Origin of the sequence: Enterococcus sp. 2G9_DIV0600 (genome assembly GCF_002140615.1) — a bacterium.
Lineage (GTDB): Bacteria > Bacillota > Bacilli > Lactobacillales > Enterococcaceae > Enterococcus_D > Enterococcus_D innesii.
In genome coordinates this window covers 1693312-1714413 of sequence record NZ_NGLL01000001.1, presented here as the reverse complement: position 1 = coordinate 1714413, position 21102 = coordinate 1693312, and the positions used below count along the sequence as shown (strand labels likewise).

Genomic DNA, 21102 nt, shown 5'->3' with positions numbered 1-21102 from the left:
ACTATTATGATAGCCAATCAAGTTAAGCTATTATTTGGTTTTCTTTACTTTTTGTTAAATAGAATCTGGCTGTTTTGACCATTCGAACCTGTTGGGTCAATTTCGATTTCCCAGTAATCGAGACCATCTAAAGAAGTGACTTTTTTCGCTGAAATATTACTATCTGCTTCTTTAATACGATAACCATCGTCTTTTAGATGAATCAAATCCTTTTGAGCACGCTTCATTGTAGGATCTGAATGTGAAAGTATAATCGTTTCATCGCTGTCCACTCGTGTAAGTGACATCGGGGTTTGAAATTTCATATCAAGGATTTCGACTTCGGTTTCATTATAGACATTAATACCAATTACATTATTTGACTGCACTGCATGAATGTTTTTATCATTGCGCAATATTTTAGCGGGTTCAATTTTTTCGAACTCATTTCGTTCCCTACTAGGATATATAGCATAGTTGTACTCATCTTCTTGATGGATATGCGTTTTCCACATTGTAAAGTAGCTTCTCGTAATCGGGTCTGTGCTCCCTGATCCATTTATCCGATTCCAACTATCTGTACGTTCTTCAATCATCAAAGTTAAATCTTGAGGGTTGATAAATTTATATCCGATAGATTGTTGCGGATCAGATGCCTCGAAATAAACACTTTCAACATTAGAAAAGCTTTGTTGTCCATTTGATAAATCAATCTGTTCATTATTCACAAAAAATCTGTAATTAATCGTCTCATTCAGCTTTCTATTCTCTATAACTGTTTCAATGATACGGTCATTCTGAAAGTTTATATTACTTCCAATAGCAACAAGCTCGTCACCAAGGATGAACCATGACTTTTGAGCTGTCAACGTTCTTTCATAATTGATAAAATCCATGACAAAACTACCATAACGATCATCAACGGTGGAACCTCCTACGAAGTCTGTTTCCGCTACACTGTAACCGCTTTGATCAAGTCGAGCTTGCTTATCCACAGTAATACCTGGCAATCTATAGGGATCAACTGTCGCCCAAAAATCTTGATTAAATTGATTTAGATCATCATTATATAGATAAAGCATTCCATCGCCCGTATGCCATCCTTGAAGGTTTTCATTATTCATTGTTTCGTATCGTTTGATTCTACTAGAGGACATACTTAACCCAAAAATAAAATCAAAATCTTTATTAAAATAGGTCATTCGATCCATATTCGCAAAATTTGTAAGTTTTGTTGTGTAAGGACTATCGGACGCTATATCAGGATTAGATAATATTGTTTTTGCTAGTGCAATATCTCTAAAGCTTGATAAACTATTTAAGTAGTCAAAATTCGCACTATTTGCCTTTATCCAATGCTTCGCAAATTGAAAATAACTATTGCTGTTTGTTAGTTCTGAAATACTTGCAAAACGAATCATTGCTTTTGTCATTTCAGCTCCAGCAACATTACTCTCCATTTGACTTCTTGAGATAGCTCTTCCTCTGACCATATCCATCATATTTCCTTTATGCACAAACGGAACGATCGATTCTTGAATCCAGAAATCAATCACCTTAACTATATTATCATCTGGAAAATAGTCTGTTGACTGAGTCATTGTGAATATCTGTGAGATACCATCAAGAAGAACATTTCCATATGAACCAATATAAGGAACGTTGTCATGTTGTAAAAACGAACCATCAGTATAAAAGCCATCACCCTCGTTTACGAAAGGATAAACTTTTTCTAATGCGCTTATCGCTTCACTAACACCAGAATCCTTTTCTTCTAAGATGCTTTTAATTAGTATTATTCGGGTGTTATCCACTTGATTAGCTCCAGTTGCTTCAAGTGCAAGTTCTGGATTTACACTATACCTATTATAATTGACGTCTGGCAAAAAACGGTCAATCGGTCTTAAAAAATCCCCAATTTGTTCTTGTGATAAAAAAGGATGTAAAGTAGTAACCAAGTCATTGATAGCTCGAGGAACACCGATTTCCCAATCCCACCAGTTTCCGTGCGTTTGGACAGAGAGATTATACTTATAAGAGTACATCCAATCTAATCCTGAAAAAATATCCTCTAATAATTTTCTGTTGAGGTAGTTTTCCGAATGTGGATTTGTTGCTGACAGGGCTAAAGTAGTTAAATTTCTAAAACTTCTTGTCAAATTAGCTGATGATGTCAATTCAGATTGTTCATCCCACAAATCCTCTTTATCTTCATCTTTATTCAATGTTTCCCATAATAGGTTGGCTGTTCTATCCATTGATCTTTGCTTATCAATCATTAACGAATCATCTGAATCAAAATAGTTAGCTCCAAGAATCATTTCGTGCCACTTTGTTCTCATGTCATCAAATTTGTTGTGGTCACTTTTATCAATCGATACATCAACGAGAACGATCAGTTCATCACTTTTATTGGTTATTTTTATTCGTGTTGTTCCCTCTTTTTTAGGTAGAATAATCCCATCAAAAACCTCTAATAAATCTTGGTTTTCCACAAAAAAATTTAATTCTTCAAGTGGTTGGAAAAGAGGTATGATATGCATTTGATCTAATGTAAGATGTACATTATCATGTCTATCTTTTGTAACAAAAATGGGGATACTTACTTGAATAGTTTCATTTTTATCGCTAATAATGATCTCGCTGGTCCCTGATGCTACACCAGTAACATACCCCCGTTCATTTACTTGAGCTACCTTTGGATCACTTGAAGAAAAAGTTAGGTTTTTCCGAGGAAAATCTTCGGGATAAGTTTCAAGCTCGATTAACTGGCGTTCACCAATTTGCAAACGCAACTCTTCTTGAGAAATGATAATCTCTTGTATTTCTTCATATATGCGATCATACAAACGTGCATTTCTGTATTCAATCAATCCCGAGGTATTATCAAAAAAAAGCTCCAATTTCACTTGTTCCGTATCTGCTCCAGTCGTAAAAGTAACTGCAAGGCTTTCCCATCCCGAAGTTCCTGAAACAGCTTCACTTGAGTAAAGAGATATTTGAGTTCCATTTTTCATGTACTGAACCCTTATTCTTCCACCAAGTACATTAGAAATATCTGTTGTTTTCACCTCGACAATTGCGCGATATTCTGTATTTGGAAGAACAGGTATACCTTCTTGAAAAACTGCTGCACGACTGACTTGATTGGAAGAAATTTCAATGCTATTTTCTTCTGTTACTCTTGCTTTTGGACGGATATCTGAAGGGAACCAAAGGCGCCAGTGATCTGCTCCAATTGAATCATGCCATCCATTCGTATTCTCAGATTGTTGTGAAAAGTCCCCGTTCAATAATAAATTATGTTCAATCGTTGTGCTGTGAACATTGATTGGTAGTATAAGCAAATGTGACAGAAACGAGGCAAGAAATAAAGCAAGTATTTTCATATTTTTCCTTTCTGCATTAGGCGGAGGCTTCTTGTCATCATATACATAAAGAAACTGTCATTGAATTGAATAAAAACCGAATAACGATAAAATTGATAGAACTATGGTCTAATAACTACATGAACAGTCATCCAAGGATACCTGACAGCGACCCTAAAATACCCAAAACAAACAACAAAATGAGTAACTTATAAACATTCCAATTTTTCTTTTTAATTAGATAGTAAACCATGATCGTTACTAATCCAGGTAAGAGCCGAGGTAAAATCTGGTCAAAAACTGTTTGGAGCGCTACTACTTGTTGTTCGCCTTCGATCGTCGTTGCATACTCTATAGCCATTTCAGCTTTTACAAAGCTGACCGCTAAACCAGAGATAACTGTGACACCAACAATATTCGCTGCCCGAGAGATTTGGTTGATTTTTTGGCTGAGCATTTCAATTGCACTTGTGCCCATTCGATAACCCAACCAGCCTAAAAGACACTTAAGAAACAGATTAAAGCCAATCATACAAACCAAAAACATGATTGGGCTAGCAGTAATACCCGCAATCGCCATGCTAGCAAAAATCGTTGAAAATAACGGAGCTACACCAAATTGAGATATCGCATCCCCAATTCCTGCCAAGGGACCCATTAATGCCATTTTTATACTTCTAATTTTTGATACATCTTCCCCGTGATCAAGCATTGCTAATTGTAAGCTAGTAACAAAGGGGACTGTCTGAGGATTGACATTATAAAATTCCAAGTTATCAATAGTGGCTTTTTTTAATGCTTCCTGATCATCTTTATAGATCTTTTTTAATCCCGGAAAAATAATATTTGCATAACCCGTTCCTTGATACGTGTTATAGTTGAAGCCATTTTGGAGAAAGTATGAGCGCATAGTTGCTATAAAATAATCGTTTTTCGTTAGTTTTTGTTCTTTAGATTCCATCTTCTTCGATTCCTCCTTGTTGAGCGAAAGTCATTGAAAGTTCTTGTCTTTTTTCTTGATTATAGTAATCGATCATTGCAAATACTGCTCCTACTAATGCAATCGCCATAACAGGTAAATCTAAATACGCAATACAAATATATCCTAAGATCACGTAAGGAATAACGTCTTTGGAAACCATGACAGATAGAATCATCGCAAAACCGATTGCGGGTAGTAAGCCTCCAGCAACAGTCAGTGCTTGAACCAGTTCATTCGGAATCATTTCGACAAATCTTCTAAGAGGCTCCATACTTAAAGCAGAAAGTAATGCAATAAAGAATCCTACAAAGAAAAAACTAATGAATGTTGTATGTGCAAACCATTTAAAGCGTTTGAAACGACCATTTTCCACTGCAATTCTAGCAGCTTCGGATGAACCAGCACATACTGTATAAATGAGTGTCTGGCAAATTTGAAATAATACTGCAAATGGATAAGATAATGCCAAGGCACTTTCAGGAGTGACCCCTTGATCTTTCAAAGTTATCGCCATTATGGTCCCCACCACTCCTGGCCCTAAAGGATTAGGCGGGACCGTTCCCCCAGCGCCAACGCCAAATCCCATAAAAGCAAGTTCACCAATGGCACCCATCATTAATCCAGTTTGAACATCACCGAGAATCAACCCTACAAAAAAGGAAAGGACAATGCAACGATTTGTAAAAATGCCTAGCAATAGACCCGAATAACAAACACCTGCCATAAGTGCCAGTAAAAAAGCTTGCATAATTGATATATTCATTTTATTCTCTCCTATTCGTTTTCAAGATGAGACATGAGTTGTTTTAATGAATCAACGTCTGGAGCCATCGGTGAGGTACGAGTATCAAACTTGATGTGGAATGTATCCTTTAATTCTTTTAACGCTCTTTTATCTTCTTCACCGATAAAAATATAGTTGGATATTTTCGTTTTTCCTACCGCATTGTGAATGTTCCCCACATTGATTAGCTTAATCGGTACCCCACCTTTGACAAGTGCTAATGCATCCTGAGGATTAGCCACAACGATAAAAATCATTTGCTTAGGCGAGGCTTTATGAATGATTTCGCATGTTTGTTGAATCGTGAAAAAGCGCATACTCACATTTTGTGCCACTGCTTTCATCAATTGTTGTTGAAATGGATCATTTGCGGCTTGATCGTTAGCTACGATACATAAGTTGACACCCAATGATTTGATCCACATTTGACCTTGACCATGTATCAAGCGTTCATCAATTCGTGTCATTTTAATATTTGGTTGTGCCATTTGATTCCCTCCTTTAGTATTTTTACCAAAATAATTGCCAGTTTTTTTTATGTCTTACCAGTGCTTCCATATAGAAGTAATCCCCCCAGATATTCCCTTCATTCACACCCTTTCCGGAATGCCAGGAATAGACCCCTTCATTGATGAGCGCTACAGCGCCTGTGCCCTTTTTTTCTGTGTAACGGTTTATTAGATTTCTTAGCATAACTTGTTGGATGTTGTGATACATCTCTTTCATAGGATGGTTGTCCGCTAAATATTTTTCCATTTCATTCATACCACAAAGGGCTATTGCACTAGCAGAGGTATCCCGAGGTTGGTCAGATCCCTCTTCAAAAATCAAATCCCAAAAACAGATTAAATCACTAGGCAAACGATTTAAAAAGTAATTCGTTACAGCTTCATAAAGTTTTATATTTTCCTCCTTTCTACAATAATGCTGATTTAATGCTATTCCATAAATCAACCAACTTTGACCGCGTGCCCAACTGGAGTCGTCAGAAAATCCTTGCTTCGTTTTACCATATAGGGGCTGACCTGTTGTGGGATCGAAATAATAAGTATGAAATGCTGAAGCATTTTCTCGAATCGCATATTTAATGGTAGTCTTATAATGTTTCTCGGCCACAGATTTATAGATAGCGTCACCAGTCTCCTCATATGACCAATGCAATAATGGTAAATTTAAGAGACAGTCAACAATTAAACGATATTCCTTAGAGTCATCCAAATCTCCCCAAGCTTGTATAAATTTCCCTTTATTTTGAAATCGCTCAACGAGTTTGTCAGCTGCGCTAATGGAAAGTTCTCTAGCTTGGGAATTGCCTGTGATTTTGTAACAACTAACACAAGAAAGAGTATAAAGAAAACCTAGATCATGATGATTGATTTCTATATTTTGAGACAATCTTCTGGTAAAGCTTTCCATATGTTTTTCTGCTAAATCCTTATACTTATTTTCCTTGGTAATATCATATGCAAGCCATAAAATGCCTGTCCAAAAAGCCGTCGTCCATTCTGTGTTATCAATAACTTGGTAATTTTGGTTTTTAGTGGTAGGTGCAGGAAATTTCTCTCCAAATAGAGCCATATTTTGATCAATTTTTTGTAAACACTGATTAATCGCTTGATCAATTTCTTTCGCACTTAATTCTAATACTTCTAGTTTTTGATAATTCTCCTTTAAAGGTTCAATTCTTTTAGAAAGCATGTTTTTCCTCCATTCGCAACTTATAGCGTTAACGTGTTATCTGGTTGCAGTATACAATATTCTCGCTTTTGATGCAAGCGTTTACAATTATTTTTGCTTTAATGGAATTAAAAAAGGCACATAACGTCAGTTATATGCTTTTGAAATATAGTTGTTAACTAATTAATAATATCAATACTATAGTAATCAGGATGAATAAATGCCTGGTCATATTCAATAGCATTTTCAAAACGATCATAAACAATTCGATTCCTCACAAACAAAGCTGCTGGTCGATTATTCTTAAAATAGCTTTTCATTATTTTCTGATCTTTCTCTGATAAATTATCTATGATCGATTCAAAGTCAGATACAGAGATTGTCATTTTCTCTGATTCTGGTATTTGGTTTAAATCTTCTAGCACTTTAGTAAATGACAACCCCTTTTTCAGCTGAGCGATTGGAATATCTGTCGGTCCAGTGATATGTGCATATCTAAATTGAAGTTTCCACGGCTTATTATTAATAAATGCAACTTGACTTAGTTTTAAAAACGGTACTTTTGTCTCTTCAAACGAAGGAGCATGTAAAATCTTTGCTATATCTGAATTCGTTATTTGTTGAATGAGATCTACCGCTTCCACGACAGTCTTTTCAGATATTGGTTCTTTTTTATCATTAGTCAAAGGGCGTGTATTTTCGCTAAAGAAAACACGTTTATTTAGAATGTTTTTTCGTACAAATGTTCCTTCGCCTTGTCTCCGAATGAGATAACCTTGTGCAACCAGATCATTCATCACTTTGATGACGGTTGTATTACTTACCCCATATTTTGCTTTCAAGTCTCCCTCTGAATAGATACGGTCCCCCGGTTTAAATTTACCAGCTTCAATATCTCGAAGAATATCTTGTTTGATTTTTTCATATTTTAATACAGCCACTTTTAGTCCCCCTAAAACAATCTTTATGTACGCAATTTTAGCTAAATGGAATAATATTTAATTTCCCTAAGTTAAGACGGCAATTTAATAAAAAATTTTATTGAATCGACGAGTATTATAGCTGAAAATAAGATTCTTTGCTTTTACGCTAAATCATTAGATTAATCATATCATATATCTCAAATAGACGTCTAACAGTCTCATAGAAAAATAAAACAAAGAAGAAGCCTTTAAACAAGGCTCCCTCTATAATTAAAGAAATTCTTTTATTCTTTATTGTTGCTCTTTTTATAATCCCATATGATCTAGCCACTCTAATACTTCAGGTTCAGCGTCTTCAACACTTCCCGCTCTTGCTGCAAAGCCTTCAAGAAAGTCATACGCTGGATACAACGTTTGAAGTTCATTTTGACTATTGGTCAGTCCACTTCCCCCATGGGTTGCAAAAGGAATAATTTGTTTATCCGTAAGATCATAGGCTTCAAGAAATGTTAACACGGCTCTTGGGGCACGGTTCCACCAAACGGGAAAGCCGATAAAGAGAACATCCACTTCAGTCATTTGGGCAACGTCAGTCATCAATGTTGGTCGGGCATCTTCTTCCACCTCTCTAGTGGCAAAAGCTGTATGTTGATCGTAAACGTTAGGGTAACCTACTTCTGTTTGAATCGAAAATAACTCACCTCCTGTTTGTTCAGCGATCATCTCTGCTATGACTTGGACATCTCCTACTAAAGTGTTATCGATCACATTAAAACTACTTCCAGAAACTGCTTCGACTGCTGGTTCATGCTCTAAATTTTCTGGTCTTGTGAAGTAGGCGATCAAAATATCGGCCTCCCCATCAATCCCTGCTTCTCTCATTTGTTGCGTAACGGTGTCACTAGTACTTGTTTCCGTTGTACCAATGTCTGGCTCGTCATTCATTGAATCACTGCTGCATCCTGCTAGAAAAATCATTGTCAGAAAAAGTCCTTTTGTCCATTTGTTCATTGAATTGCTCCTTTCATCTTCCATAAGTAATGGTAGTTTCAGTATATTTCTTGAAGTGGACTTTAAGGCAAGGCATTCAGATATATCTTGTCTTAATTTTTACACTTTTTTCACAACTCCCTCACAAAAAGTCATTTCTGCAAAAGCACTTAAAAAGCCGTAAACAGTATTTTGTCTAACAACTTTTCCATTTATCTTTCGGGCTTTCTCAAATATGCGGCGAAAAAGTCAACGCATTTATGGTAAAAAACGTTAGAAAAGCAAAAATAAAATAGAAGCGCGTAAGACGGATTTTAAAAGGATCATTATATGATAAACTAATCCTAAATAGGATAGGAGTGATTGAATGAACGTTTTCTTTAGACCACCAAAAGAAGAGGATATTGATCAAATCATGCAGATAGAAAATGCAGGATTTACAGCGAATGAAGCAGCATCTAGACCAGCGATGATGGATCGAATACATACAATTAGTGACAGTTTTATTGTGGCAGTAAATGAAAAGGATTGTCCGATCGGCTACGTTGTAGGGCCCATTATTTCTAAACGTTATCTCTATGACGATCTCTTTGAAAGTACTTGTCCTAATCAACTTTTTGGTGGCTACCAAAGTATTCTTAGCTTGGCTGTCGCTCCTGATTATAAAAACTGCCAGATTGGTAATAAGCTACTGTCAGCCCTTGAACAACAATGTCGTCTTCAAAATAGAAAAGGAATCACATTAACTTGTTTAGAATCATTGATTCCATATTACGAAAAGCACGGCTATCAACTAGAAGGACTGTCAGAATCACAACATGCAGGTGTTGCTTGGTATAATATGGTACTAGAGTTGGACGATATGCCTAATGAACGCCAAATAAAGGAGCCTACTTTCCAGTAAGCTCCATACATTACCTTGATTAAGTTTCCGAAATTCAGTGCTTTATCTCAATTTCCACATAATATCAAATAGCAAAAGTAAAGGATCAATGACCAATACTTTTTCCCTTCACATAAATCTCCTGATTTTTTCCATCAATGATTTTTTAGGATCATTGTATTTAAACATAACCCCATCTTTCAGAAATAAGATCTGCTGAGAGATCTCCTCCAAATTATACAAAATATGAGAAGAAACCATGATCGCTTTTCCTTCTGCAGCCAGCTGCTGCAAAATAGTCGAAACCAATAAAACATTGGTAGGATCCAGTCCGTTCATCACTTCGTCCATGAACATATATGACGTATCCCCAATTACTTGCATCGCAAAACAAAGCCGCTGACGCATGCCTAATGAATAGGTCGCTACGCGGTTTTTTGCATAGTCTTCCAATTGTAGTAGAGCAACGATGGTTTCAAACTTCTTTGATGACTTCCAAATAATTTTGTATAGCTCAAGATGTTCAATACCGGTAAATTCGTCAAATAATTCGTTCTGATCTGGCAACAAAGAGAAGTTTTCTATAATCCGATTTTTCTTTTCAAGTGACAAAAAACATTTGACCTTTATGTTTATGAGGAATCCGTCAACATTTTTTAAACGAAAAACCCAAAGACAAAGAAATGTCGATGGTTTGATGAAAACTTATTGACTAGAACTCGTTGAGAAAACACCAGCGAAAGCTCTTTTATAAATTGTATCCTTGTTCAAAATAAGAATGATGATCGAGAAAATAATTCTTCAGCAATCTATCTTCTTTGGCGATAAGTTTATTTGCTAAATGAAACATTTGTTGCTCAATTCCTGATTGAGGCTTTCCGATTATTAAGTACCCAGTAGCTAGACTTGTAGTTGGAACGATCAACCCGATAGCATTACACATATTGACAACTCTAATAAATCCTTTTTTACCAGCAATTTGATTTTCTCGCGTCTGATCATCAAAATGTCCGATGAGTGTTTCACCAATACCGTAAATGTCAATTGGTCCTTCTTTCGAAATAATTATATCTACATCTAAAAACAATCGTTCTACTTCATCAATTAATTTTTTACGACTTTCTTGATACTTATAGGAAAAATCCTTCGTAATTATTTTCATAGTCTCCATGTCTACTGATAAAAGATCCATATTTATTTCTGAGTCTACAGCAACAATTACTGTCTTTTCTTGGTTCTTATGATCAGTAAAGATTTGTGCTAATTGCTTTATGAGATCTATCTCACGACTAATAAGTCCGATGGATGGTGTGAAGGATATGCCATCTGTTGAAGATTTTACCATTTTTTCTAAACTGAGCATTTTCTTTCCCACTTCCGGGTGGATATAACCAACTAAGTTTAAAGCTGCTGCTGGAGCTAAAACTGAACCACCTCCGTCCGTGCCGATTCCAACATCATTAATACCTAAAAAAACGTTCACAGCTGTTCCACTCGATGAACCAGTCATTACACCACCAGTAATTGGATTTCTTAAATCTATATCTATCCCTCTTCCTTTATGACTTGCTTTGTCAATCGTGTGAAGATGGAAGCCATTTTTCTCCAAAAAATCTATAAAGAAAGATGTGAAAACAATAGAATCTTTCAGTCCAATATAATATCCAGAAGAGGAACTGATTTTCTCTATGCAATTGGGAAATACTTTAATGACGGAGTTGTAAAAATTTGCCATTGCTAAACTTGTTCGCTTGGAATACTCTTGAACTTTATTCTGCTCCATGTTATAAACTCCTTAAAAGGCTCGATTTTGGTTCTACTACCATTAATCGAGCCATTACATTTAATTAATAAATAATTCTGGCAAAAATGACTGACCATTTTGAGGAGGCGAAACGTTAAAGTAATCTGCTACAGTCGCGCCAACATCTGCAAGGGTTTGTCTGTTTCCTAAATATTTATTATGGATACCTGGACTATAAAGCAATAAGGGAACCTTTTCTCGAGTGTGATTGCTGTGCCCTATCGTGGGATCGTTCCCATGGTCTGCCATAACAATTAGGATATCCCCCCTTTTTAAGGATGGAAGCAATTCTTTGATTCGTTTATCACTAATTTCTAAACGATTAGAATAACGATTTACATCTTCCGCATGACCAGCCAAATCAGTTTCTTGAATATTCAGCGCAAAAAAACCATGATCAAGCGTTTTCACTTCATTGATCAAATCATCAAAAAGACGATTTGTATCAACTCCTGGAAATAAGCGTTTACTATCCGTCTGTATAATATCAGCGACTTTGCCCAAAAAAGAAACTGGGATATTTGCATGATCTAAGATTGTGGGAGTTTGAACATTTTTATTAATACCATATCCAAGATGAACGACTTGATAACCAGTATTATATACGCCAGATTGTGGGGCATCTACTCCTGCAATTTCTCCATTCCTTGTTTTTCTTGCTCCGAGTAAGTCTTTTAATGTTATGTTTTCACCACCAAAAGTAATGACTCTAGAAACCTCAACTACTTCCCTTACAACATGCCCAATTTTTGCCAAGTCATTAAAGGAGATCAAATCCAGACAAGCGGAAACATTATAAACTTGTCCATAATCTGTTTCCAAGTTATCACCGACCGTTGCAAGTTCATCTACAACTAAAATCTGTGTCCCGCTTTCACCCACTCTTCGAACTTGATGACCATACTTTATCAGATTAGCTTCGACTTCATCGATTTTTTGATTGAACGGTTGAATCAATGGAATCTTAGGTGTTGTGCCCATAATTTCTTGATGTCCTAAGAATGAGTCGGCTCCATAGTGTGCTAGCTCAGCTGTGCCATAATTTGCTGTCGGTGAAAATTTATGATTTTTTATCTCAAAACCAAGAGCATTCATCAAACCTAAGCTTTCCAACGTTGGTATATTAATTGACGGATTGGAGGCAATGATATGTGCAGCAGTGTTGCTTCCTAGATCTCTAGGTCGAACCTCCTTAACATCATCCATTGCGCCAACGCCAAAACTATCTAAAACGATAACAACAAATTTCCCCATTTTTTCACCTTCTAACTATATTTCCAAGGCTATCATATATACCTTCGACTTTTGGCGAGCCACTTTGAATACCTGAAACAACTGCTACATCACTTCTAGTAACAAAAATTTGTGTTCGAAATGCAGCGATAACGGTAGCTCCCACAGGGTGGGTGGATTCTGTTGAAAGATAATAATCAATATTTTCATTGCTAAAAGGTCGAACTCGGTCTTTTTTAACTGATTCCGAACTTACAATCAGGGCCGAGTCAAGATGTCCACGTCGATAATATCCACCACCATAAAAATAAGCATGATTATCTAAGTTATGCGATATTTCGCTCACATAAACCATAGCTGGATGTTCCGGTAACATCATCTTTGAATGTAATGGTGTAGTTCCAGTAAGTGCATGTCCGGGTTCGCCTTGTGTTCCCCCAATTTTTTTAATGAAAGGAATAGTTTCGTGACAAGTTGCTGACGGAATATTCACTTCTTTTATTACGATCCCTAACTCTTCAAAAAATTTTTTCGCTTGCTGGATCGTTTTCACATTATTGGTAGGTAATAACTTCGATTCGCCATCAAATAAGAAACAAGGAAAAGAGGTCACACCTTCAATGGTCACATGGTCTGTTTGTCTAACTAATTCAACAATTGAAGATAACTCGTTTAAATGAAATCCACCAAATTGACCCTCGTAAATCTGATCATCAGATTCAATGATTTTTACTAGAATCTTTTGTTTTATAGTAAGCTCTTCAGCTGCTTGAATGATTTGTTGTAACGCCTCCAAAGAATAAACCGTGATATAATCAGTTCCGTAATTCATGATTCTAGTTAAAAGATTCCGTGGTATTTGAACTAAATGACCCACATTTCCTAATGGTAGATTTTGTTCCATAAGAATCAATGCTTCTTTATAATCCACGACCACCGCTTTTTTGATTCCCGAATCATGGATCTTTTGTGCAACTAATGGGTTGCGACCAAATTGCTTGGTCATATAAAACAAGTTTATTCCATGTGTCTTGGCATCTTCTGCTAAGCTTGCAGCATTTTTTTCAATCATATCAAGGTCCAAGACATAGGTATCTGGAAGTATTTTTCCTTCTTTATGGAGAGAGATTGCAGCGTCAACCAATTTTTGATTTCTTTGGATGGTAACATTCAAAAACATGTTATTCCTCCCTCAACATATTGATGATATGAAGATAAAAGTAATCAAGCTCAGCTTCAGCAAATTGCTTTCCTTTTGTCATTCTTTGAAGATCCTGCCATAATTCTTTCGAGTGAAGAAATTTTGGATCAGATTGGATTTCCTGACTGATAAAAGATTCGAGGTCATTTATCGTCTCATTTTGCTTTCGTCGTTGGTCTGCCATCGCTAGATGAGTCAAAAAGACATCCGCTTTTTTATCATTATCAATAATTTTTTGCTGTAATAAATAATCTAATACGCGCAAAACATACTCATAAGTATTTTCATCGATTACTTTTGAACTTAGTAATATTGCTAATTTTTCTCTAATCATCTAATCCCCCTATTTCACTCAAAACACAAAAACATATTCTATCAAGCAATGGATAAGAAACTAGGTTTCCTGATTGCCTGCCCTGGTATAAAACTATAAATGAAATCAATACTGAGGAATTAAACGCCCTTCACAAACCTCTTTTTGAATAGTAAGAATTTTTTCTTTATCTACGCTTTTTTGGAAGAATGCTTTCATAGACGTTTCTTCCGTATGGGTAATGATAACGGAAGTACTCATTTCTTGCTCCATTTCACTTCCTTCTAATGGAACAGCATAGAGCCCTTGATGGTTTTTATCTCTAATTTCATCAAAATTCCAGATCCCAGCATCAATACTACCATTTTGTAAAGAAGATACGATTTGATGCCCTTGCATTTCAACAAATTCAACTTGTGTCTCATTAACGACTGCTTTCGTTAATAATTGTTGGTCAATTGAACTATAGTCAATAGCAATCTTCATCCCTTTTTCAATTGACTTTTTTTTCTTGTCCCTAAATAGCAACACATGCTCACTAAGATAAGTATGTTGTCCAAAGTCCAATGTGATTTCAATCGGCTCTCCATTTTTTATTACTTGATTTGCCGCAAATTTTGAAACAATTGCAAAACGATACGTTTTATTCAAGATCGATCGAACACGCTCTTTTGATCCTCGAATATATGCAAGATTTAATTTAATTTTATTTTCTTTGAAGGCTTCATATATTCCTGTTGCTAATCCCTCATATAGACGTGAATATGGTAAGGTCATTGTACCGAGAATCGTATCTGATAACGCATATTCTTGCAAAATATTATAATTAATTTCTTCTATAAATGTACCCATATGACCGTGACTTTTAACTTTTATTGCATCAATCTCTTTTAAAAAACTCCAAGCATTTTGAACAGTCCCTCTGGCTACTTTATATTTATTTTGATATTCCGTAACACTTTGAACTCGATCGCCCTTTTTCTTTTGTAAAAGATCAGATGCTAAGTAGTTAACAATGATTCCTTTTTTCTTTAAAAATTCTTCTCCCATAGACTCACACCTCTTTTTCAACAACATCCATTGCCTGTTTTAAAATACGCAAGATCGTGTCTGCACCTGATCGATTGGGATTTATACGAATCATGAATTGTTCAGCATCCGGATCAGCTGCTCTAAATGTGCCAGAAACCCGATAGACAAGTGGAGAGAACTCATATTTTGATTCTGCTCCTACTGGATTGGGTAAGGCACCAAAACTTGTTGCTTGTTCAATGACTTTTTTTGCAATTGGCTTTTTTAATTTGACGACAATTACCTTCGACTGAGCATTGATTAGAAATGCTTTTTCAATCCCTCCAATTTCTTGTTGATTGATTCGACCACAAACCTCTTCACTTACTTTTGCTGATATAGCCAATGAGACCGGTGCATAGATCAATCCTTTTAAAACGTCTATTGCTTCATGACCTTGAACCTGCCCGCCACCAGAATAGTTGTCATTTTTCAGGCGTTGAATCGCTTTTTTCTCACCAACAATACAACCAATACCTTCAGGACCAAGCAATTTGAACGTAGAGAAACAAGATAGATTGGCACCGAATTCGGAACCTAACCCCTTAGTTTTTAGAGCCGAATAATTATCATCAGTAATGATCTGGATAGTTTTATCAAATGATCGGATAAAGGCAATCAATGATTTTAAATCATAGGAATCATCAAATTTTTGTCTTGTTACTTGAATCAATATTCCGTCTACTTTATTATTTAAAAGTTTTTCTTTGACTTCCTCGAGATGATTATAATCAGCAAAAATTGTTTTTAATCCTAACATCTCAATCGATACTTTTGACGTAGGATAGATTGGTGCATCATGAACCATTAAAGTCTTGTTAGTTCCTAAAAGAGAATATAATGCTAACCTGATGGCATTCGTACCAGAACCGCGTACAAGCATCGCAGCCTCAGCATTAAAAAAATCTGCCAAAACCTTTTCAACTTTTTGAGTAGTCCTCGGCTGATTTAACCCTTTTACAACACCAAGATCCCCTCGTGTTAGAATTTCTTCACCTGAGAAGTTTCTGGTTATAGCATCTACAAAGCGAAACTGCATTTGAGTCGCTTCTTCTATCGACAAACTTTCTAAAGGGAATGTCTCCATAATTTCGCTCCTAATTCATAAATATTCTTGGATTATCTCGTAGCATTTTATCGATAAAATTCTCAGATAAACCATTTTCAAGTGCAAGTGGAACAAATGTATCCAATAAATAAGAATACCCTATTCCACCTCGATATGCTAAATTTGACTTTCGAGTAATATCCATTGAAAGAAATACTTTGTCTTGATAACCACGTTTTTCAATCTCTTTTAGCATCTCTATTCTTAGCAGATCTGGTTGATAGTTCTCTTTTCCAATCGTGTCAAATTCTACATATACCCCTTGATCTAACATTCTTAAAATATAATCACTATTACCGGTCAAATCCACGTGTCCAATCACCACTTTATTTAAATCAGCCCCATGCTCTTTAAAAAAGTTTACTTGTTCATGGCCAAAGGTTCCCAATGTTGTGTGAGTCGATATAGGAACATTACAATGTTTTTGAGTGAGGACAGCAGCGATAAATATTTTTCTTTCTCGTTCAGTCATATGGTTTTTACTTGTCCCTATTTCACCGATAAGTTGTGCTTTGATACTGGTTTCCGCTATTCCATTTTCTATCTCATTTACCATAAAATCAGTCAACTCTTCAATCGTAGCTGACGTCACAAATTCGGGTAAGAATTTATCTTGGTAAAATCCTGTTGCTTGGACAATATTGATTTTAGATAGCTCAGATACTTGCTGAACATATTCGGGATTTCTTCTCATGTCCATATTTGTCAGGTCTACTATATTACGAACTCCCTTAGAATACAATTTTTTGTATTCTGAAACAGTCTCATCAAAACAATTTAAGTTCGTATCATCATCTTTCTTCAAACGTGAAAGATCGATCGTAGTATGTTCATGCATATAAGTTATACCGTCTAACAACATCACTTCAATCCTCCTAGTTTGCAACTATTGGTGCGAATAATCCCAATAAATACAAAATGTTGACAATAACGCCTAAACTGATTGCAGCAATAGGACCCACGGCTAATTCTACGACTGGTTTTTTCGCTTTTCTATTCAAAAGCATCAAACCGATGACCCAGAAAAAACCTATTCCTGGTGCAATTTGCTCAGATGCCATCGCTCCCCCAATTAAAAGAGCAACTTCTAATACTTTATTCATAGCTGTACGAATATGTTCACCCATTTCGCGTATGCCTGGAAATTTGTCAAGGGCTTTTGCCATTAAGGTCAACAATTGTACTTCAACAAACATTAGCAGTGCGCCCACTAGAAAAGCAACAAGAGGATTACCATTCAATAAGATTCCTGCGACAAATACAAAAGTCGTGCCAGCTGGGCTATACACACCTGTAACGATTGCAGTTGAAAAAACTAAGGGAATGAAGCCAATTCCACGAGCAAAAGCAGCTAATGCAGCTTCACTCATTTTTCCTTCTGAAAGCAAATTTAATGAAATAGGATCACCTGCAATAATCATCAAACTTGTTGATGCCGCCACTAAGCCCCCTGTAACGGATAACCATAACCAGTTCTTCTTAATACGATTCACACGTTCTAAAAATACACTTACAAGGCTCTCATTTGAGTTACTACCATCGCTTTTCACTTGAATGGCATAAACAATCATGAAGAGCATCCCAACAAGTAAGGACATTCCTTCTGCACTAAGTGTTAATGTTGCGCCATTTCCTAAATCAAATGTACCAAAACGTTTTACAACAAACAATGTTAAAAGCGTAGCGCTGAATGAAATCGCACCTTTTTTGAATCCATGTTGACTAGCGATTGCAATCGCTGGAAAAATACTAAAACCAATAACTACAGGAGCACCTACTTGCGAAAGTGAGTCCATAAAGTTCACCGGCATCATTGCAAAGAGGTCAACAACCGCTTGGAGCCCAATAACTAATCCAACACCATAAATAGCTCCTACACTAGCAGCAACAATAACTCCGATTTTGCCTTCCGGTGCCCAAGATCCGATAATATCTGTCATTAATAATACACTATGGACTAATAGAATAGATGCACCTATTGAAACAGGAATGCCAAATCCAATGACTAATCCAAAACTTAAAGCAAAACTTGTCGCTGCAATTTCTTTCTTACCAATTTTTCCTTCTAAAAATTCCGGAATGATTGGCCTTAATCCGTCATTAAAAACAGCGATTCCTTTATTTGCTAACACTGCACAAAGTCCCCCTAAAAGTGCAATAGCAATTAATTCAACAATTTTCGATGATTCCATCTCTTTTCCCCCAAATTAAATAATCTATTGTTTTTTTAGTTCGTCCATAATGATAGGTACTACTGCTTCTTTATGCTGAGCGGTAAATCCAAAAGCTTTTTTTCCTGAACTGACATGTTCTCTTATTTCAGATTCCGGCATCACTTTTCCAGGCATAGAAACAGTTACACAGTTATCATGGCCTAATAAAGCTAATGCCATTGCCAGAGCACCCCCACCACCAGTATTACATGCCCCGATGTAGTAGTCAGCTTGTTTATTTTTGACTGCCATCGCAGCATCTAAATCACTTTTGATAACAATCTCGAACTGATCATCACCAAACGTTTCGACTAATGCTTTCACCTCGTCCTTATCGATTTGACCGCCGATAACTATTTTTTTCATCACAATTTCCTCCTTATGAATGTACATTTTTTTGTATATTGATAAATAATCAATAATTACAAATTGATTGTAACCGGAGACAGAATCAATTGCAAGCCCTTTCTAAAAATCAATTCAATTTCATTTGTTTTCCTCGTGTCTGTCACAACGGTTAAAATATCACGCTGTAATATCTCGCAAGCACATCCAATCACTTCATTTTCCAGCTGTTTTGATGTGACAGAAGTATTTTTAGAAATGAAAAATGTTGTTTCCATGTAATCACCCGTTTCATCTATTTCTTTCATTATTTTAACTCTACAGAAAATCCAACTACTGCACCGTATCTAACAATCTATCCATAGCTTCACAGTCAATCTACTTTTCTCTTAGAATAAACAGAAACTTATTCAAATAATTCTCATTTGAACACTCTGATATCGTTTACAAATATAGAATAAATGAAAACCTTAACCAAAAAAATAGAGAAAATCGATGAAAAAATAAAAAAAACAGACTTTTTTCGTATTATGGTTTTAATCGTCTTCTTTTAAGCAAACCCGTCTCTCATAGACAGATTACTTTAACTCGATTAATAATTTCGTCCTTCTCATTACCAGATTGGCGATACAAGTTATCTAAAATTTCCTCGCTTAGCACCTTCATCCTGATATAATAAAGTAAATAAACGACAAGGAGCCATAGCATGTCAAAAATAATTATTTCCGGAAGTATCACTTTTCAAAAGGATTTTGAAGAACTAACAAATACACTTACTGAAAATGGGCATCAGGTGATCAATTATCCAAGAGCCACGGACAATCTTTCTACTCAGTTTTCAACCTTATTCGTAGACTTTTATAAAGACATAGAAAAAGCCGAGATTTTTTATTTATATAACAAAGAAAAAAATGGCATCTGCGGTTATATCGGTGCAGCTGGCTTTGCGGAAGCAACCTTTGCTTTGACTCGAAAACTACTGTACGGACAGAAAATCCAATTGTTTTTGCATGAGGAACCGAGTGAAAAAGTAGCTTGTTCTGAAGAGATTGAGCTGTGGAAAGAGAATGGTTGGATCACTGTTAAAAATCTGGACACGTTATTTTGATTGAGAAAAACAAAACTCCTTATATGAAAGCTGGCGGTAGTCTGATGAAAAAGCTTATATTAATCAGCGGTACCATGGGAATTGGTAAATCAACTATAACTGAAGAATTATCCAAACAAACAAAGCAGTCTATTTACCTTGACGGAGATTGATGCTGGATGATGAATCCGTTTATCCTCAATGAATAAAATAAGGATATGGCGATCAACAATAGCCATTTTCTGTTAAACCCGTTTATAAATAACTCTATGATCAACGTCATTTATTTTTGCTGGGTTATGGATGAGCAAAAAATTGTGGCTCGAGTCTTGAACGGCATCGCATTGGAAAATATTGACGTGCAGCACTTCTCATTAATTGCCTCGTCAGAAAAATTACAGGAAAACTTTGAAGGAGATATAACCACCGGGAAACGAACACTATCTGATTTACAGCGTTCACTGAATAGGTTACCAAATTATTCTGAATTGCGTTCAAGAAAATTGATATTTCCCATCACTCTGTTGCGGAGACCGTTTCAAAAATAATTTTGGCATCTTCTTAAATATTCCTTCAATTAGTAAATTTTTGCACATGTTTTTAACGTAACTATTATCCGAGGGCTACTTATTGCGACTAACACAAATAAGCCCACACTCATAAGAGCACGGGCTTATTAATGTCATCTTTCATTACATATACTTCTCAACTTCATCAATTTCTTTTTGTAGTGCTTTTTCATCGTACTTTTCATACTTACCGGCTTCGTGTGCGATCTTTTTGATTTCATGAATCGCTTTTTTCTCAACGATCCATTTCTTCATACTATGTTTTTTTGCGTCTGCATCTAGTGTGTCTAATTCAGCTAAATTCTCATCTAACTTATCAAGAACCTCTGCAATCTTTACCAATGCTTTTGCTTCCTTTTCTTCATAGTTTGTCATAGATATCACTCCTTAAGTATTTGATATATTTATCTTACTGCTGTAATTAAATGTTTTCAAATTAAATGTACTGTTTATCACAAAGTTTTATCTTATTCTCACTGAAGAAATAGAAAACATTAGATTCTTGCAATATTCTATTCATTTTACATTTATTTTTATCCTTAAAGATTTATCCTAAGAGAAGTATCGATTAT

Annotated in this window: 22 protein-coding genes; 3 read left to right on the top strand and 19 right to left on the bottom strand. The window is 35.8% G+C overall.

What is annotated here, in order from left to right; genetic code table 11:
* Positions 1-44 precede the first annotated feature (44 nt).
* From A5870_RS08110 to A5870_RS08080, 7 genes are all read right to left on the bottom strand, one after another.
* Positions 45-3368, bottom strand: a complete 3324-nt coding sequence (locus A5870_RS08110; RefSeq protein ID WP_086292359.1) for a polysaccharide lyase family 8 super-sandwich domain-containing protein — start codon at positions 3366-3368, stop codon at positions 45-47.
* A 127-nt stretch (positions 3369-3495) separates the two neighbouring features.
* Positions 3496-4308 (bottom strand): PTS system mannose/fructose/sorbose family transporter subunit IID, encoded by an 813-nt coding sequence (locus A5870_RS08105; protein ID WP_086292358.1) that lies wholly within the window; start codon positions 4306-4308, stop codon positions 3496-3498.
* Positions 4298-5092, bottom strand: a complete 795-nt coding sequence (locus A5870_RS08100) for a PTS mannose/fructose/sorbose/N-acetylgalactosamine transporter subunit IIC (protein WP_086292357.1) — start codon at positions 5090-5092, stop codon at positions 4298-4300. The genes A5870_RS08105 and A5870_RS08100 overlap by 11 nt, the downstream gene beginning before the upstream one ends.
* An 11-nt stretch (positions 5093-5103) precedes the next feature.
* Positions 5104-5601 (bottom strand): PTS sugar transporter subunit IIB, encoded by a 498-nt coding sequence (locus tag A5870_RS08095; RefSeq protein ID WP_086292356.1) that lies wholly within the window; start codon positions 5599-5601, stop codon positions 5104-5106.
* 22 nt (positions 5602-5623) lie between these two features.
* A complete protein-coding gene (locus A5870_RS08090) occupies positions 5624-6811 on the bottom strand; it encodes a glycoside hydrolase family 88 protein (RefSeq protein WP_086292355.1) in 1188 nt (395 codons plus the stop codon).
* 158 nt (positions 6812-6969) lie between these two features.
* Positions 6970-7731 carry a GntR family transcriptional regulator gene (locus tag A5870_RS08085; protein WP_086292354.1) on the bottom strand — a complete coding sequence of 254 codons (762 nt, stop codon included), beginning with the start codon at positions 7729-7731 and terminating at the stop codon, positions 6970-6972.
* 288 nt (positions 7732-8019) lie between these two features.
* Positions 8020-8724 (bottom strand): flavodoxin, encoded by a 705-nt coding sequence (locus A5870_RS08080; RefSeq protein WP_170924094.1) that lies wholly within the window; start codon positions 8722-8724, stop codon positions 8020-8022.
* A 346-nt stretch (positions 8725-9070) separates the two neighbouring features.
* On the opposite strand from A5870_RS08080, the gene A5870_RS08075 reads away from it, so the two are divergent.
* Positions 9071-9607 carry a GNAT family N-acetyltransferase gene (locus A5870_RS08075; protein ID WP_086292352.1) on the top strand — a complete coding sequence of 179 codons (537 nt, stop codon included), beginning with the start codon at positions 9071-9073 and terminating at the stop codon, positions 9605-9607.
* A 108-nt stretch (positions 9608-9715) separates the two neighbouring features.
* On the opposite strand, the gene A5870_RS08070 is transcribed toward A5870_RS08075, so the two are convergent.
* The 11 genes from A5870_RS08070 to A5870_RS08020 form a co-directional block, all read right to left on the bottom strand.
* Positions 9716-10153 (bottom strand): ATP-binding cassette domain-containing protein, encoded by a 438-nt coding sequence (locus A5870_RS08070; RefSeq protein WP_242595924.1) that lies wholly within the window; start codon positions 10151-10153, stop codon positions 9716-9718.
* A gap of 181 nt (positions 10154-10334) precedes the next feature.
* Positions 10335-11369, bottom strand: coding sequence for an amidase family protein (locus A5870_RS08065; RefSeq protein ID WP_086292351.1), 1035 nt, complete (start codon positions 11367-11369; stop codon positions 10335-10337).
* 60 nt (positions 11370-11429) lie between these two features.
* Positions 11430-12644 (bottom strand): phosphopentomutase, encoded by a 1215-nt coding sequence (locus A5870_RS08060; RefSeq protein ID WP_086292350.1) that lies wholly within the window; start codon positions 12642-12644, stop codon positions 11430-11432.
* 4 nt (positions 12645-12648) lie between these two features.
* Positions 12649-13803 carry a YhfX family PLP-dependent enzyme gene (locus tag A5870_RS08055; RefSeq protein ID WP_086292349.1) on the bottom strand — a complete coding sequence of 385 codons (1155 nt, stop codon included), beginning with the start codon at positions 13801-13803 and terminating at the stop codon, positions 12649-12651.
* 1 nt (position 13804) lies between these two features.
* The gene (locus A5870_RS08050; RefSeq protein ID WP_010748297.1) at positions 13805-14158 is read right to left on the bottom strand and encodes a PRD domain-containing protein; all 354 of its coding nucleotides are present in this window, start codon (positions 14156-14158) and stop codon (positions 13805-13807) included.
* A gap of 105 nt (positions 14159-14263) precedes the next feature.
* The gene (yhfZ, locus tag A5870_RS08045) at positions 14264-15187 is read right to left on the bottom strand and encodes a GntR family transcriptional regulator YhfZ (protein ID WP_086292348.1); all 924 of its coding nucleotides are present in this window, start codon (positions 15185-15187) and stop codon (positions 14264-14266) included.
* 4 nt (positions 15188-15191) lie between these two features.
* On the bottom strand, positions 15192-16295 hold the full coding sequence (locus A5870_RS08040) for an aminotransferase class V-fold PLP-dependent enzyme (RefSeq protein WP_086292347.1): 1104 nt from the start codon (positions 16293-16295) through the stop codon (positions 15192-15194).
* Positions 16296-16305: 10 nt separating this feature from the next.
* The gene (locus tag A5870_RS08035; protein WP_074535918.1) at positions 16306-17178 is read right to left on the bottom strand and encodes a phosphotriesterase family protein; all 873 of its coding nucleotides are present in this window, start codon (positions 17176-17178) and stop codon (positions 16306-16308) included.
* 13 nt (positions 17179-17191) lie between these two features.
* The gene (locus A5870_RS08030; RefSeq protein WP_086292346.1) at positions 17192-18508 is read right to left on the bottom strand and encodes a YhfT family protein; all 1317 of its coding nucleotides are present in this window, start codon (positions 18506-18508) and stop codon (positions 17192-17194) included.
* A 24-nt stretch (positions 18509-18532) separates the two neighbouring features.
* Positions 18533-18895, bottom strand: a complete 363-nt coding sequence (locus tag A5870_RS08025; protein WP_074535920.1) for a DUF2620 domain-containing protein — start codon at positions 18893-18895, stop codon at positions 18533-18535.
* Between the two features lie 56 nt (positions 18896-18951).
* The gene (locus A5870_RS08020; RefSeq protein ID WP_086292345.1) at positions 18952-19182 is read right to left on the bottom strand and encodes a hypothetical protein; all 231 of its coding nucleotides are present in this window, start codon (positions 19180-19182) and stop codon (positions 18952-18954) included.
* Between the two features lie 398 nt (positions 19183-19580).
* Here A5870_RS08020 and A5870_RS08015 point away from each other — a divergent pair, with 398 nt between their 5' ends.
* Both A5870_RS08015 and A5870_RS17315 read left to right on the top strand, forming a co-directional pair.
* Positions 19581-19982 (top strand): hypothetical protein, encoded by a 402-nt coding sequence (locus tag A5870_RS08015; RefSeq protein WP_086292344.1) that lies wholly within the window; start codon positions 19581-19583, stop codon positions 19980-19982.
* A complete protein-coding gene (locus A5870_RS17315) occupies positions 19979-20134 on the top strand; it encodes a hypothetical protein (protein ID WP_170924095.1) in 156 nt (51 codons plus the stop codon). The genes A5870_RS08015 and A5870_RS17315 overlap by 4 nt, the downstream gene beginning before the upstream one ends.
* 519 nt (positions 20135-20653) lie before the next feature.
* Here the strand turns inward: A5870_RS17315 and A5870_RS08005 are convergent.
* Positions 20654-20905, bottom strand: a complete 252-nt coding sequence (locus A5870_RS08005) for a hypothetical protein (protein ID WP_015509648.1) — start codon at positions 20903-20905, stop codon at positions 20654-20656.
* Positions 20906-21102 lie beyond the last annotated feature (197 nt).